The 13,682-nt window shown below is 66.5% G+C and carries 15 protein-coding genes; 6 read left to right on the plus strand and 9 right to left on the minus strand.

Translation table 11 applies throughout. The annotated features are described in order from the left end of the window. Positions 1 to 22: 22 nt before the first annotated feature. The 5 genes from AX708_RS03520 to AX708_RS03540 are packed head-to-tail and all read left to right on the plus strand — an operon-like array spanning position 23 to position 4,653. Entirely contained in the window at positions 23 to 355 is a 333-nt protein-coding gene (locus AX708_RS03520) for a hypothetical protein (RefSeq protein WP_066531744.1), read from the plus strand. After that, the gene (locus AX708_RS19690) at positions 352 to 2,475 is read left to right on the plus strand and encodes a glycosyltransferase family 2 protein (protein ID WP_197426340.1); all 2,124 of its coding nucleotides are present in this window, start codon (positions 352 to 354) and stop codon (positions 2,473 to 2,475) included. The genes AX708_RS03520 and AX708_RS19690 overlap by 4 nt, the downstream gene beginning before the upstream one ends. Continuing rightward, on the plus strand, positions 2,472 to 3,287 hold the full coding sequence (locus AX708_RS03530) for a DUF547 domain-containing protein (protein ID WP_066531709.1): 816 nt from the start codon (positions 2,472 to 2,474) through the stop codon (positions 3,285 to 3,287). The genes AX708_RS19690 and AX708_RS03530 overlap by 4 nt, the downstream gene beginning before the upstream one ends. Before the next feature lie 53 nt (positions 3,288 to 3,340). Further along, a complete protein-coding gene (locus AX708_RS03535) occupies positions 3,341 to 3,928 on the plus strand; it encodes a TIGR04282 family arsenosugar biosynthesis glycosyltransferase (RefSeq protein ID WP_066531708.1) in 588 nt (195 codons plus the stop codon). Beyond that, entirely contained in the window at positions 3,925 to 4,653 is a 729-nt protein-coding gene (locus tag AX708_RS03540; protein ID WP_066531707.1) for a glycosyltransferase, read from the plus strand. Before AX708_RS03535 ends, AX708_RS03540 begins: the two co-directional genes overlap by 4 nt. Here the strand turns inward: AX708_RS03540 and AX708_RS03545 are convergent. Further along, complete coding sequence (locus AX708_RS03545; RefSeq protein ID WP_082745668.1) at positions 4,635 to 5,693, minus strand: SDR family oxidoreductase; 1,059 nt, start codon at positions 5,691 to 5,693, stop codon at positions 4,635 to 4,637. The genes AX708_RS03540 and AX708_RS03545 overlap by 19 nt on opposite strands. A 10-nt stretch (positions 5,694 to 5,703) precedes the next feature. Continuing rightward, positions 5,704 to 6,750 (minus strand): methyltransferase domain-containing protein, encoded by a 1,047-nt coding sequence (locus tag AX708_RS03550; RefSeq protein WP_066531704.1) that lies wholly within the window; start codon positions 6,748 to 6,750, stop codon positions 5,704 to 5,706. 129 nt (positions 6,751 to 6,879) lie between these two features. On the opposite strand from AX708_RS03550, the gene AX708_RS03555 reads away from it, so the two are divergent. After that, positions 6,880 to 7,839 carry a radical SAM protein gene (locus AX708_RS03555; RefSeq protein WP_066531701.1) on the plus strand — a complete coding sequence of 320 codons (960 nt, stop codon included), beginning with the start codon at positions 6,880 to 6,882 and terminating at the stop codon, positions 7,837 to 7,839. Between the two features lie 943 nt (positions 7,840 to 8,782). Here the strand turns inward: AX708_RS03555 and AX708_RS03560 are convergent. The 7 genes from AX708_RS03560 to AX708_RS03590 all read right to left on the minus strand — a co-directional run bounded on the left by AX708_RS03560 (position 8,783) and on the right by AX708_RS03590 (position 13,610). Next, on the minus strand, positions 8,783 to 9,163 hold the full coding sequence (locus AX708_RS03560; RefSeq protein WP_066531699.1) for a copper resistance protein CopC: 381 nt from the start codon (positions 9,161 to 9,163) through the stop codon (positions 8,783 to 8,785). Between the two features lie 21 nt (positions 9,164 to 9,184). Next, positions 9,185 to 10,162, minus strand: a complete 978-nt coding sequence (locus AX708_RS03565; protein ID WP_082745667.1) for a copper resistance protein B — start codon at positions 10,160 to 10,162, stop codon at positions 9,185 to 9,187. Next, a complete protein-coding gene (locus AX708_RS03570) occupies positions 10,159 to 11,889 on the minus strand; it encodes a copper resistance system multicopper oxidase (protein WP_082745666.1) in 1,731 nt (576 codons plus the stop codon). The genes AX708_RS03565 and AX708_RS03570 overlap by 4 nt, the downstream gene beginning before the upstream one ends. Positions 11,890 to 11,912: 23 nt before the next feature. Then, the gene (locus tag AX708_RS03575) at positions 11,913 to 12,437 is read right to left on the minus strand and encodes an RNA polymerase sigma factor (RefSeq protein WP_233999602.1); all 525 of its coding nucleotides are present in this window, start codon (positions 12,435 to 12,437) and stop codon (positions 11,913 to 11,915) included. Between the two features lie 26 nt (positions 12,438 to 12,463). Further along, entirely contained in the window at positions 12,464 to 12,901 is a 438-nt protein-coding gene (locus AX708_RS03580) for a periplasmic heavy metal sensor (protein ID WP_066531690.1), read from the minus strand. Beyond that, on the minus strand, positions 12,898 to 13,155 hold the full coding sequence (locus AX708_RS03585; protein ID WP_066531688.1) for a hypothetical protein: 258 nt from the start codon (positions 13,153 to 13,155) through the stop codon (positions 12,898 to 12,900). Before AX708_RS03585 ends, AX708_RS03580 begins: the two co-directional genes overlap by 4 nt. Before the next feature lie 65 nt (positions 13,156 to 13,220). Continuing rightward, positions 13,221 to 13,610 carry a MerR family transcriptional regulator gene (locus tag AX708_RS03590; RefSeq protein ID WP_066531687.1) on the minus strand — a complete coding sequence of 130 codons (390 nt, stop codon included), beginning with the start codon at positions 13,608 to 13,610 and terminating at the stop codon, positions 13,221 to 13,223. Positions 13,611 to 13,682 lie beyond the last annotated feature (72 nt).

The raw sequence follows: 13,682 nt of genomic DNA on the forward strand, positions 1-13,682 counted from the left end.
CTTGATCGAAAGGAATAAGGCTATGAAGCGCATGATTGTTTCTGTGGTACTTGCGGCAACGGCAGCGGTGGCGACGCCGGCACTGGCGTCGGGTTCGGGCTCGGGCGGTGGCGGCGCTGCCGTCGGCGGGTTTAACCGCTTCGAATCCGTCCTCGACGAGCAGCAGCGGCTCGAACAGCGCGGCCGTTCGCAGGTCAAGAAGCGCATCACCTGCACGGCTTGCGAATACAAGGACGGCATCACCCGCCAGAACGCCGGCGCGGTCGCGCAGGCGGTGCGCGGCGGCAGCTTCGAGTTGACCAAGAAGGACCGTGAGGCCGTGCTCTTCTTCCTGAAGCAGCGATATGGGGTGTGACGGTTAGCGCCCGGCTTGCCCTCGCCGAGCCGGGATCCCCCGGCGAGCACCGCGGGCGCGCCTCCGACCTGCGGGCGATGGCGGCGGCCTCTGCGTGTCTCGGCACGGTCGGCACGTTGGTCTTGCTCTCGCGGCAGGTGGCGCCGCCGATCATCGGCTATGCGGGCGCGCTTGCGGTCGGTGGCGCGCTGGTCAGCCTCCTGCTCTGGCGGCCGGTCGCTCTGACGGCGCGCACGGTGCTGCTGGTGGCGGCCGCCGCCCACATGCTCGCCCTGTTCGGGCACACCGTGTTCGAGGACGATTACTACCGCTTCCTGTGGGATGGCTGGCGGGTGCTGGAAGCAGGCACGCCTTACGGCGTGCCGCCCGCGCAGTTCATCGATGATCCCGCGCTCCCGCCCGCATGGCAGGCGGTGCTCGAGTGGATCAATTACCCCGAGTTGCCGACGATCTACGGCCCCGCGCTGCAAGCCGTGTTCGCCGCTCTTGCCGCCGTCGCCGGAACCGATCCGCTGGGGCTGCGCCTCGCCTTTGCCGCAGCCGCGCTGGGCCTGACCGCGCTGGTGCTGCGCCGCCACGATCCAGGCCGCGCGGCGCTGTTCGCCTGGAACCCGCTGGTGGTTGCGGAGAGCACGCTCCACCTCCACCCCGACATCCTGATGGCGCTGGCGCTGTTCGCGGGGCTGGTCGCTGGGCGGCGGCACCCGATTGCGGCGGGCGCGTTCCTCGGCCTTGCGGCAGGGATCAAGATCGTCGCGCTTGCCGCCTGGCCGCTGCTGCTGCGCCTGAGGCCGCGTGCGCTGGCGACCGCGGTGGCGGTGCTCGGCGCGCTCTATCTGCCTTTCGCTCTGCAGGGGCAGGGTATCGGCTTCGAGACCACCGCCACCTTCGCGACCGACTGGTACTTCAACCCGCTCGCCTTCGAGCCACTGCTGTGGCTGCTGGGGCCGGGGATCGGCCGACTGGCGGCGCTGCTGCTGGCGGGGCTGCTGGTGCTGCGTCTGCACGCGCGCGCGCGCGACATCGACAGCGTGCCGCTGGCGGCGATTTTCGGTGCCATCCTGCTGTTCGCCCCTGCGGTCAACGCCTGGTACCTGCTGTGGCTGCTGCCCTTCGCGCTCGATCGGCGCGAGGTGTGGCCTTATGCGGCGAGCGCTGCCCTGCCGCTGTCCTACCTGACCGGGCTCAACCTCGAGCTTTACGAGCTTGACGGCTTTGCCCTGCACCCGCTCGCGCAGCTGGCCGAATGGGTGGTGATCGGGGTCGCGCTCGGCTTCGAACTGTGGCGACACCGCAATCGTGGCCAGCCTGCCGCCGCCGCGCCGACGCCGCTTGCCGCGCCGCACCTCGCCGTGGTGATCCCTGCCTATAACGAGGAAGCCTCGGTCGGCGCGACGGTACGCGGCATCCGCGATGCCGCTCCGCCGGGACTCGCCGCGATCTTCGTTGCCGACAATGCTTCGAGCGATGCGACCGCCGCGGTGGCGGCCGCCGCGGGCGCGCACGTGGTGCCCGCGCCCGAGCGTGGCTATGGCGCAGCCTGCCTCGCCGCGCTCGCCGCGCTCGATCCGGGCGCCAATGTGGTGCTGTTCATGGACGCCGATCTTTCGGACGTCCCCGAGGATGCCGCCGCTCTGCTCGCCCCGATCATTGCGGAAGAGGCCGACTTGGTGATCGGTTCGCGCACCACCGGGGTGATCGAACCGGGCGCGATGACGCCGCCGCAGCGCCTCGGCAACTGGCTCGCGCCCACGCTGGTGCGGCTGATCTGGGGGGTACGCTACACTGATCTTGGCCCATTCCGCGCGATCCGCCGCGATGCACTCGATCGGCTCGCGATGGGCGACCGCGATTTCGGCTGGACAATCGAGATGCAGGTGCGTGCCGCAAAGCTCGGCCTGCGCATTGCCGAGCGCCCGGTGCGCTATCGCAAGCGGGTGGGGCAGTCGAAGATCTCGGGCACGGTGCGCGGTGTGATCGCTGCTGGCTGGAAGATCCTCTACGTCATTGCCCGCGAGGCCTTCGGCGATTTCGACCGCGCCAATGCGCGCCGCGCCGCTGCCCCTCCGCCGCGATCGCCCGCCATCCTTGCCGCCGCCACCTCCGGGAGCCGACCATGACCATACCCGCCGCCGCCCTTTCGCGCCGCCATCTGCTGGCGGCGGTCCCCGCCACCGCGCTCCTCGCCGCCTGCGGCGGGGGCGGGCTGGGGGAGGAAAGCTTCAAGGCCGACCCCGCCTCGGGCCAGGTGATCGACCACAGCGCATGGAACAGCCTGCTGGGCGAATATGTCTCTGAAGGCCCGCAAGGCGTGAACCTCGTCGCCTATGCCCGCCTCAAGGCCGAGGCGGCTGACCGCCTCGCCGCCTATATCGCCGCGATGGAGGCGGCCACGATCGAAGGCGTCGGGCCCGACGAACAATTCGCCTATTGGGTCAATCTCTACAACGCCGCGACAGTGGCGGTGATCATCGCCAACCTGCCGCTCAAGTCGATCCGCGATATCGGGGTGCTCGGCATGGGGCCGTGGCGCGACAAGGCGGTGACAGTCGCTGGACGCGACCTGACGCTCGACAATATCGAACACGATATCCTGCGCGCCACCTGGAAGGACGTGCGCATCCACTACGCGGTCAACTGCGCCTCCTTCGGCTGCCCCAACCTTGCGCGCGAGGCCTATACCGGGGCGAAGCTCGAGCCGATGCTGGAGGCGGCGGCGCGTGCCTATGTCAACCATCCGCGCGGGTTCGGTGGGGAGCCGGGTCGCGTGGTCGCATCATCGATCTACGACTGGTATCGTGCCGATTGGGGCTCGGTCGAAGCCGTCCTTGAGCACGCGCGCAAGTATGCCGAGGGGCCGAGCGCCAAGCTGCTCGAAGGCGCAGACACGATCGCTGCCTATGACTATGACTGGAGCCTCAACGCCGCCTGAGCCGGTTAACTGCCTCGTTGCGCTGCGGGCAGGGGCTTGCCAAGGGGGTGAGCATGTCGACCGGTCCCGAACTCGTGCTGTTTGCCCGCTATCCGGTTGCGGGTCAGTGCAAGACTCGGCTGATTCCGGCGCTCGGGCCCGAAGGCGCGGCGGCGGTCCACCGCCATCTCGCCGAGCGCACCGTGGGCGTGCTGCGACAGGCGGGCTGCCCGGTCACGATCGCCTATACCGGCGCGTCGGAAGCAGCGTTCCGCGACTGGCTCGGCCCCGATTTTGCCTATGCGCAGCAGGCCGAGGGCGATCTCACCGCCCGGCTGCTGCCCTTTGCCGCGCGGGCGCCGGTGGTGTTCTTCGGCGCCGACACGCCCGATCTTGCGCCGGCCCATGTCGCCGCCGCGGTGGAGGCGCTCGCCAACCACCGGGTCGCGATTGGCCCGGCCGAGGATGGCGGCTATTATCTAATCGCGATGCGCGACCCTTTGCCCGAACTGCTCACCGACATGCCGTGGAGCACCGCTGAAGTGCTGCCCGAAACCTTGCGGCGGCTTGAGGCCATGGCGATTGCCCCGGCGCTGCTCGCCACACTGGCCGATTGCGACCGGCCCGAGGATCTCGCCCGCTGGCCGGACCTTGCGGCTTGACCCGCGTCACCATCTTGATCCCGACCTACAATGAAGAGGCGGCGCTGCCTGCCACCATCGCCTCGCTGTCCGCGCTCGATCCGCCCGCCGACGAGCTGCTGCTGGTCGATGGCGGCAGCACCGATGCCACGCTCGCGCTGGCCCGCGCGGCGGGCCTGACCTCCCTCGTCGCGCCCCGCAAGGGACGGGGTGCGCAGATCAATCACGGCGTTGCGGCGGCGAAGGGTGAGGTTGTCTGCGTGCTCCACGCCGACAGCCTGCTGCCGCGCGATGCGGTGGCGGTGATCCGCGCCGCGATGGCCGATCCCAGCACCGCGCTTGCCAGTTTCATACCGCGCATTGCCGGGCCGGGCGGGACGCGCTGGGGATCGACCTTCCACAACTGGATCAAGACCTGGTACGCCCCGCTGATTTTCCGCCCGCTGCTGTTCGCACGCGGGGTGCGGCTGCTGTTCGGCGACCATGCGATGTTCTTCCGCCGGGCGGACTTCCTCAAGCTGGGCGGCTGCGACGAGCGGGTGGTGGTGCTCGAGGAGGCAGAGCTGTGCATCAAGTTCGCCCGGCTCGGACGGACACGGATGGTGCGTCGCTGGGCGTGGACCTCTGACCGTCGAATTGCCACCTGGGGCCGCTGGCGGGCGAACTGGATTTATCTCAAGGTTGGCGCAATGTGGGCGATGGGCGCGCGCGAGGAGCTGGCCGATCATTATCCTGACGTGCGCTGAACCGAATTCGTAGTACGGCCCGCGCGCAGAAACCCCGCCTGTGCACAAAAGGTGATCTGGCGCAAAAGGGCGGCATCGTCCCATTGCGGCGCGGCGATCCCGGCGAGGTCAGCCAGCGCGTTGGTGGCAAATTCCGGATGTCGCTGGAAATAGCCCCAATAGGGCCGCGCCAGGCGCTCGGCGACACTTGCGGCGCCTTGTTCATGCTGCTGCGGCGTGACGATGAGCGGGCTCCGCAATCCGGGGACTTGGCCGATCAAGCAGAGAAAGCGCGTGGCTGCAACGGCCTCGCGCGCGGCGAGGTGAACGATCTGGCCACCCTGCGCTCGCAGCTCGACCAGCGCGACGATCCCGTGCACCACGTGGTCGATCGGCACGAAGTTCAGCGTCGCCTCCGGCGATGCGGGAACGGCGGCAATCTTCCCCTCCGCGATGAACTTGAAGGCGCGGTAGCTCGTATCGAAGCTGCGGATGCGCCCGCTGGCCTGCTCGCCGACAATGATCGAGGGACGCGCGATCACCGCGGCAGGCCGCAACCGGTGCAGATCGGCCTCGCCCAGCGCCTTGGAGCGCTCGTAAAGATTGCCGAACGGCCCGGCGGGATCGCACGGAGCCTCGGGAATGGGGCCATCCCTCAAGCCGCAGACATAGGCGGTGCTGACATGAATGAAGCGCGCATCGGGGCAGAGCGCGGCGACATGGCGGATGCCGGCCACGTTGACCGCCTCCAGCGCCTCCCACTCCGCATCAAACCGGACCAGCGCGGCACAGTGGATGATCGCGGAGACGTGGCGCTCCAGCCACGCGCGCGCCGCGCTGTCCAGTCCGAGCCCCGGCTGGGCGATATCGCCGTGCAGCACGAGGAGGCCGCGTGGCGGCGATGCGGGATCGCATTCGGTTGCGGCCAGCGCCTTTCCGGCATTGTCGCGGATGGTTGCCTCGCGGTGCACCAGCCCGATCACCGGGTGGCCCGCCCCGGTCAGCGCCGCGACCAGCGCTCCGCCAAGCAATCCTGCCGCCCCGGTGACAAGAACCGCCACCGTCTTGCCGTCAGCAACAGGTCGCTGCTTGCGCGTCCTGCGTCACATCGAACGGCAGGCCGCCGCCGCAGCCCTCGAACACGCCGAAATGGCGGCTGAAATCGCCGATGAAGTCAAAATGCGTGGCAAAGCGCGTCTCGGCCAGCATCTTCCAGCTGTTGCCGCACACCTGGAACACCCGCCCGGCCTCGATCACGTGCCCCTTGTCGAGCGTGAAGACGCGCTCTTCCCCCAGCACTCCGCCGCGGTAGATCACCGCCTGACCGTAATCCTCGCATTCGGGCTCCAGCCCCTCGAGCTTGAACAGGCGGTAGGTGGCGGAGAAGAAGCGGATCCCGGCGAGTTTCTCGGCGATTTCGGGATCGCCGATGCCGAGTGGGCGGTCCTTCACCAACCGCGGATCGGCAAAGCCCGCCGCCTTGGCCTGCGCCAGAAAATCGCCCCAGTAGAGCGCGCCCGACAGGCATTCGCCGTGCAGCACCGGATCATCGAGCAGCGGCGCTGGCACACGGCGGTCGGCATAGACGTCGGAGAAATAGAGCTCCCCGCCCGGCTTCAGCAGCGCATGCGCGGCGGCGAACACGGCCTGCTTGTCGGCGACGAGGTTGATCACGCAGTTGGAGACGATCACGTCGAAGCTGCCCGGCTCCAGCCCGAGCTCGCCCAGCCGCTCGATATCGCCTTCGAGGAAGGTGACATTGCCCGCTGCATAGCCGAAGCGCTCGCGGTGCCATTCCTGGTGCGCGCGCGCCAGCTCGAGCTGTTGCGGCGTGGCATCGACGCCGACCACCGCACCATCGGGCCCGACCAGCTGCGCCAGCACATAGGCATCCTGTCCCGAGCCCGAGCCCAGATCGAGTATCCGCGCGCCCTCGATCGCCGCCGGGGCGACGAGGCCGCAGCCGTAATAGCGCGCCTTGACCTCGGGATGGACGTTGGCAAGCGCAGCCAGCACGTGGCGCGGGGGCATGTCGGCCATGGTGCAGGCGTCGGTCAAAAGATCGCCCGAGCCTTGCAGGACCTCGCCATAATAGTGCCGACTGTTATCGAGGTTCATGGCGTGGCCCCTGTTTGATTTTCCCTTGCGCCTTGCGCATTATTCGGAATGCAGCGCCATGCAGTTACAGCAAAACGCGATCATGCGTGTCTTATGTAATCTTTTGACGAGGTGAAACGTATTCCCGCCATGGCCACCGTCGTTTCTCCCTTCGCCCTGACAGCCCCCCGGCCGCTCGCGCCCGGCAAGTTCGAAAACCCCCGGCAGACGGCCAAGGGCGAGCCGCGGGCGCAGGTGGCGCTGACCGGGCTGGACACGCTGTGGTTCAACACCGGCACGCTGTGCAATCTGGCCTGCACCACCTGCTACATCGAAAGCTCGCCGCGCAACGATGCGCTGGTCTATCTGACGCTGGCCGAGGTCGAGACTTACCTCGACGAGATCGCCCGCGAAGGCCTGTCGACCCGCGAGATCGCCTTCACCGGGGGCGAGCCGTTCATGAACCCCGACATGCTGCCGATCCTGCAGCTGTGCCTCGCGCGCGGCTTCGCGGTGCTGGTGCTGTCCAACGCGATGCAGCCGATGCGTCGATTCGAAAGCCAGTTGCTGGCGCTCGAGGGGCGCGAGCGGCTGACGATCCGGGTCAGCCTCGATCACTACACCCGCGAGGTGCACGAGGCCGAACGCGGGGTGAGCTGGGACAAGGCGATGGCCGGGTTGGAATGGCTGGCCGCAAACAGCTTCCTGATCGCCGTGGCCGGCCGTCAACTGGAACACGAGAGCGAGACCGGGGCCCGCGCCGGCTATCGCGATTTGTTCGCGCGCCACGCCCTGCCGCTCGATGCCGATGATCCGGCGCAGCTTGTGCTGTTCCCGGCAATGGACCCCTATGCCGACATCGCCGAGATCAGCGAGGCGTGCTGGGGCATTCTCGGCAAGAACCCGTCGCAGATGATGTGCGCTTCCAGCCGCATGGTGGTGAAGCGCAAGCACGAGCCTGCCCCGCGGGTGGCCGCCTGCACGCTGCTGCCGTACGAGCCGGGCTTCGACCTCGGCGCGAGCCTGATCGAGGCGAGCGCGCCGGTTGCGCTTAACCACCCCCACTGCGCGCGCTTTTGCGTGCTGGGCGGCGCCTCCTGCTCTGGGTAGTCACCGCAATTCACGATAGCGTCGACAGAGAGCACTTGGACGCGAATGACGCAGGGAAAGCTCGGCTTGCGCGATCTGGCCTTATGCGCAGCGGCGCTTGCTCGCAGCAGGTTAGATCGAGTGTACCGGTAGTTTCCCACCCATCACCGGCTATGAGCGAGGCCAATGCCAGATGCCGAAAACGGAATGCCCACGTCTGGAAGAACCAGACGTTCAGCTTGGCGGATGTGATCGACTGGCTCTGGTCGCGAGGAGTGGAAGCTAAGCCGAGGATCGGACGGCAGCTTGCCGTGTCTCTCCCACTGAAACCTGCCATTCGGAAAGCAGTCCATTTGCGGAGCTCAAGACGATGAGGGGAACCGCTGATTGTGCGCGATTGAACGTTCGTCTTGCTTTTGCCGCATCGCCAAAATGTGGGGGTACGGAAGGGGGTATCATGAAATCCGCAGACTGTGTTTTTGTTCTAGCTCAGCTGCTTATGCGCTCTTTAAATGTTCCTCCTCCGCTACCATTAAAATAAATCACTGAAAATAAACGATAAAAATTCAGGGAGTTGGACTCGAACGGCTTCGAGTTTCCGCTTTAAGTTTCGTCGCTTACTCACTGAATTTGCAATTTTTCGAAGTGGTTGGGCCAACGGTTCCCGATCCGCAAAATCGATCCTTGAACGACTGTGTGGGGTATCTTGGCGGTATCGCTGAACGGCCAAACTGGCTTGCGATACCCCCTAATGCCGACAACCAGCGCTATCTGCCCAATCCACCTGTCTGGCCGAAACCGTAAGGTCGTCATGCGGCGACGATAGCGCTGGGGAAGCATCCAAATGCTGGTGGGCACTGAAGCATCTTCCATTCGCACAGTGCGTGGAAAACTCTTCGGTCGGAGCCCCGATGGCGATGAGGCGTCGAAGGTGAAGGTCGCTTTTGGGCAACGAAGGCAGGTGTCAGCTGACCTCGAAGCTCAACGTACCGTTCATGGCGTGACCATCGCCCGCAGCGGCTTGCCAACGCACTTCGTAAGTACCGGTGGGGAGGGGCTTCTTCAGTGTGAGGGTCATTGTCTTGCCATCGGCTGACCAGCTTGCGGTGAAGTTGCGGATCGGCATTTCGCCGTGGTTCGCCATGCCGGGCATGGCGGTCATGATGATGCTGGCGGCGGCCGTCGCCTGATCGACGGGCATGCTGAAGGTCAGCGAGATGACCTTTGGCGCCTTGATTTCGCTGCCTGCCGCCGGTGTGGAGTCTGTCAGCGCGACGTGAGCCAGTAGCGCTGAGGGGGTGAGCGCGGTCAGGGCGAGGGCGGCAAGGATTGCTCGGATACGCATGAGGAAGTCTCCTTCGTGTTGTCAGAACCAAAAACGGATGCCCGCGATAAGGCTGGTGGCGGAAGGGTCTTCACCGCGGGCGCGGGCGAATTCTGCGCCATTGCCGGTGCGCCATGCCTGCTCGATACCGATATAGGGGGCGAATTCGCGGCGGATTTCGTAGCGCAGCCGCACGCCGAGCTCGATCTGGTCGAGCCCGGCACCAACGCCCAGCAGCGGGATGTCCTGCGCCGACAGATTGGCTTCGATGCGGGGCTGGAGAATCAGGCGCTGGGTTATGCGCTGGTCGATCTCGGCCTCTATCCGGGCGGTGATGTCGCCGCGGTGCGAGACGAACAGCGCGGCGTCCACCTCGAACATGTAAGGCGCAAGGCCCTGCACGCCGATTACCGCGTGGGTGGTGTCCGGCCCACCGATGTCGTGGCGGACACCCGCTTGCACATCCCAGAACGGTGCGAAGGCCTTCGCATAGAGCGCCTGCACTTCGGCAACCTCGGGGCTGGAGCCGAATTCACCCTCGCCTTCGGATTTGAACCACAGCCGTGCCGTGGGGCCGCCGTAATAGCCCTGAATGTCCCACAGGTAGAGGTCCTTACCTTGGCGCACCTGGGCTTCCAAACGGTCGCCCTGAAACCAGAACACCGGGAAATCGCCGTGAGTTCGGCGCAGATCCTCGCGTGAGGCCTGCATGGCTTCGGCGCCCCAGATCGCGTCGGCAGCACGCGGCGGACCGCTGCCAGCGGCGGCAGGGGGCGGGGTTTCCATGACCGGGCCGGGGGCTGCGGGCTGGCCGGGTGCGGACATGTCATGCCCGGCGTGGGGGTCTGGAGGCGCTGCTGGCATATCGTGCCCGGCATGCGGATCGGGATCCGGCTTCGCCATGCCGTGACCAGCGTGCGGGTCTTGCTCTGGCGCGGGAATGTCATGCCCGGCGTGAGGGTCCTGCGCAGCCGGCGGCGATGCAGCGAGCAGCAGGGCAAGTGACAGGGCGGTATTCACTTCGCGTCACCTGGCCCCATGACCGTCACGGTCTGCATCATCCCGCCATGCATGTGGTACAGCAGATGGCAGTGGAACGCCCAGTCGCCGGGCTCATTGGCAGTCAGATCGAACTGTGCGCTGGCTCCCGGCTGGACAATCACGATATTCTTGCGCGGCTGGTGGGCGGCGTCTTCGCCGTTGACCAGCTCGAAGAACATTCCGTGCAGGTGGATCGGGTGCGCCATCATGGTGTTGTTGACGAGCTTCACCCGCACCCGCTCGTTCCAGGCAAAACGGATCGGTTTGTCGGAGACGGCGGAATACATCTCGCCGTCGAAGGACCACATGTAGCGTTCCATGTTGCCGGTGAGGTGCAGCTCCAGCAGGCGCGACGGCGAGCGGGTGTCGCGGTTGGGCTCCAGCGCGGAGAGCATTCGGTAGGTGAGCACGCGGTGCCCGACTTCGCGCAGGCCGAGGCCGGGATCGCCGAGCTTGTCGACCGGCGCCATCGCAACCATGTCGATCCCCGGCCCCACCTTCACGTCGGGCGGCAGCAGCAGCGTGTCGCGCATCTTCATGCCCTCCATGCTGTGCCCGCCACCGCTGTGATCGCCATGACCTCCGTCGCCGTGGTTCATCCCCATGTCGCCCATGTCGAGCAGCGGAGGCTTTCTCGGCGGGGGAATCGCGGCGCGGGCACCCGGGCGGCTGGCGAGGGTGGCGAGCGCCATGCCGGATCGATCCATGCTCTCGGCGATGATCGTGTAGGCCTCGGCTGTGGGCGCGATGATCACGTCATAGGTCTCGGCGGTGCCGATCTGGAACTCGTCGACCTCTACCGGCTTTACGTTCTGGCCGTCGGAGGCGATCACCGTCATCGGCAGGCCGGGGATGCGCAGGTTGAAGAAGGTCTGCGCCGCGCCGTTGATGATTCTGAGGCGCACCCGCTCGCCGGGAGTAAACAGATATTCCAGCCCCTCCTTCGGCCCCCGCCCGTTGGCGAGGTAGGTGTAGGTCGAGCCGGTCACGTCGGCGATGTCGGTCGCGGGCATGCGCATTTCGGCCCACATGCGGCGGTCTTGTGCGGACAGGGGATAATCATCGCTCCAGCTGGTCTGCTGGTAGTTGAAATAGCCTTCGCCCTTGCGCAGCCGGTCCATGATCGTGTGCGGGTGCAGCGGGGTGAACTCGCTCAGGAGCAGGATGAACTCGCGGTCGTATCGGACCGGTTCCTCGCCCGCCGGGTCGATCACCAGCGGGCCGTAATGACCCTGCTGCTCCTGAAGCCCGGAATGCGAATGGTACCAATAGGTGCCCGCCTGCCGGATCGGGAATTCGTAGGTGAAAGTCTGCCCCGGCCGGATGCCCGGGAAGCTGATCCCGGGCACCCCGTCCATGTGAAATGGCACCAGCAGCCCGTGCCAGTGGATCGAGGTGTCCTCGGCGAGGTGGTTGGTGACGTTGAGGCGGACGATCTGGCCTTCGCGCAGCCGGATCAGCGGCCCCGGCACCGAGCCGTTGACGGCGATGCCGTGCCCCTTGCGGCCCTGCACCATGCGCGGCCCGTGACCAACGGCAAGGTCGATTACCGGCCCTGACACTTCGTCGAAGCCGGCACGGATCGGCGCGCCGCCCTTCATCGGGTGCGTGGAGTGGCCCTGGGCCCAAGCGGGCAGGGCGGCCAAGGCAGATGCAGCGCCGGCTCCGGCAAGCAGGCCTCGGCGGGTGAGAACGGGAGAGGTCATGTCCCCTATACGCGCGGCGACCGTTATCCCCTCACGGCTTGTCCAAGTTTCTGCCGTGCACGGTAGAGACGTGTCTCGACGGCCTTGCCGCTGATGCCGAGCGCTGCTGCTGTCTCTTCCTGGCTGAGGCCTTCGATGGTGCGCAGGATCAACACATCTTTGAGGCTGGCCGGCAGCGCGGCAATTGCGCGGGCAGTGGCGGCCAATTCGGCGCGGTCGGCGGCGATTGTTTCGGTCGATGGCGTGTCTTCTGCAATCCAATCAGAAGCATTGTCGGGCATGGGCATCCTGAGAAAGCGGCGCACGGCGCGCCGCCGCGCATGGTCGCGGCACTTGTTCAGTGCAATCGCCGCGATCCATCCTCTGAACGGCCGCGTCGGATCGTAGCGATGGAGCGCGGCAAACCCAGCGACGAAGGCTTCCTGCGTGATGTCGAAAGCCTCTTCCTCATCGCCTGTCGCGCTGCGGGCAAGGCGATAGACCGCCTCGCGGTGCCTTTCGACCAGCTCGCGCGCCGCCTGTTGCCTTCCTGCCAGCGCCCCGCGCACCAGCGCCGCATCCGGATTGTCGCTGTTCACTTGCCGGTTTGCGCGAGGCTTTCACCGATCGCCGCGTCAAACCTGGCCTGCTGTTCGGGACGCAGGATCGCGCGCATCGCAAAAACGTGTTCGAGCGTCGCTTTCTGAAGCTCGCCCATCGCCATGTGAGTGGCATCGACCGCAGCCGAAACGCGCGGGCCGTATTGGTGTTCGGCGGCGATCGCCTCGGCCAGCCGGGTGTTGTCGGCCTTCAGCCGCGCTTCGAGCGCAGCGCGCTTTGCCGCGAAATCGCGCTCCAGCACAGCGAGCGCGCGCTCTTGCGCATCATCGAGTTGGAGCCCGTCATGCATCAGCGCATGCAGCTCTGCCCCGCTATGGTGCGGCGTGGGCTGGATCATGCGGCCCAACCAAACGCCCACCAGCGCCAGCGCAATCACCAAAGCGGCAAGAAAGGCGATGCGGCGGCCGGTCATTGCTGCCCCAGCGCGATCAAGGGGGTGAGCGAGAGCTCCGGGCCAAAGGCTGCCATCGGCGCTTCGGCCAATGCCGGAGCTTGCATGCCGCCCACCATTCCGATCCCCAACGCGGCCGCCATCGCCGCGGCCAGCGTGCCGCGCGCTTGTCGCGCCTCCACCCGGGCCCGAACTGCCAGCGCGGCTCCGTCGATCGCGGAAAGATCGGGCACGGGTGCGCCAGCAAGCCGCGAAAGATTGCTATCGAGATCCATTACACTTCTCCTGCCCATCTCATATACGCGGGCGCGCGGAAAACCCCTTATCGGCTTCCCTGAATTCATGTCCCCGCCGTTTCAGGGTTGAAAGCGGCGATGATCGGGCACGGCCCCGTTTCGCCCGCCGCGCAGGCTTCTGCCAGGCGGAGGAGCGCGCTCCGCATGGTCTGCAAGGTGGCGATCTTGGCGTCGAGCGCGTCGATGCGGCTCTGAGCCAATGTCTGAGCCGCGGACCGGTCTGCGCTGTCGAGCGCAAGCAGGGTCGCAATTTCGTCGAGCGTGAAGCCTGCGGTCTGAGCCGCTCGGATCGAGCGCAGACGGTCGAGATCGTCGTGGCTGTAGCGACGCGGCCCTTGCATGCGCGGCGGCTCGGTCAACAGGCCGCGCCTTTGATAATACCGGATCGTCTCAACATTCACGCCGCCCGCACGGGCCAGATCGCCAATCTTCATTTACCCACTTGATCCCGTACTATGGTACGGAACCTATATGCGTGGCATTGCTTCCGAATCAAAGGAATTTCA

The sequence above is a fragment of the Erythrobacter sp. CCH5-A1 genome (genome assembly GCF_001557115.1).
Lineage (GTDB): Bacteria > Pseudomonadota > Alphaproteobacteria > Sphingomonadales > Sphingomonadaceae > Erythrobacter.

What these genes read in the sequence shown, in the direction of transcription:
- AX708_RS03590 (WP_066531687.1), bottom strand. Translation starts at nt 13,610, where the DNA reads ATGAAGATTGGCGATCTGGCCCGTGCGGGCGGCGTGAATGTTGAGACG.
- AX708_RS03530 (WP_066531709.1), top strand. Translation starts at nt 2,472, where the DNA reads ATGACCATACCCGCCGCCGCCCTTTCGCGCCGCCATCTGCTGGCGGCG.
- AX708_RS03585 (WP_066531688.1), bottom strand. Translation starts at nt 13,155, where the DNA reads ATGGATCTCGATAGCAATCTTTCGCGGCTTGCTGGCGCACCCGTGCCC.
- AX708_RS03555 (WP_066531701.1), top strand. Translation starts at nt 6,880, where the DNA reads ATGGCCACCGTCGTTTCTCCCTTCGCCCTGACAGCCCCCCGGCCGCTC.
- AX708_RS03550 (WP_066531704.1), bottom strand. Translation starts at nt 6,750, where the DNA reads ATGAACCTCGATAACAGTCGGCACTATTATGGCGAGGTCCTGCAAGGC.
- AX708_RS03560 (WP_066531699.1), bottom strand. Translation starts at nt 9,163, where the DNA reads ATGCGTATCCGAGCAATCCTTGCCGCCCTCGCCCTGACCGCGCTCACC.
- AX708_RS03580 (WP_066531690.1), bottom strand. Translation starts at nt 12,901, where the DNA reads ATGACCGGCCGCCGCATCGCCTTTCTTGCCGCTTTGGTGATTGCGCTG.
- AX708_RS03520 (WP_066531744.1), top strand. Translation starts at nt 23, where the DNA reads ATGAAGCGCATGATTGTTTCTGTGGTACTTGCGGCAACGGCAGCGGTG.
- AX708_RS03570 (WP_082745666.1), bottom strand. Translation starts at nt 11,889, where the DNA reads ATGACCTCTCCCGTTCTCACCCGCCGAGGCCTGCTTGCCGGAGCCGGC.
- AX708_RS03535 (WP_066531708.1), top strand. Translation starts at nt 3,341, where the DNA reads ATGTCGACCGGTCCCGAACTCGTGCTGTTTGCCCGCTATCCGGTTGCG.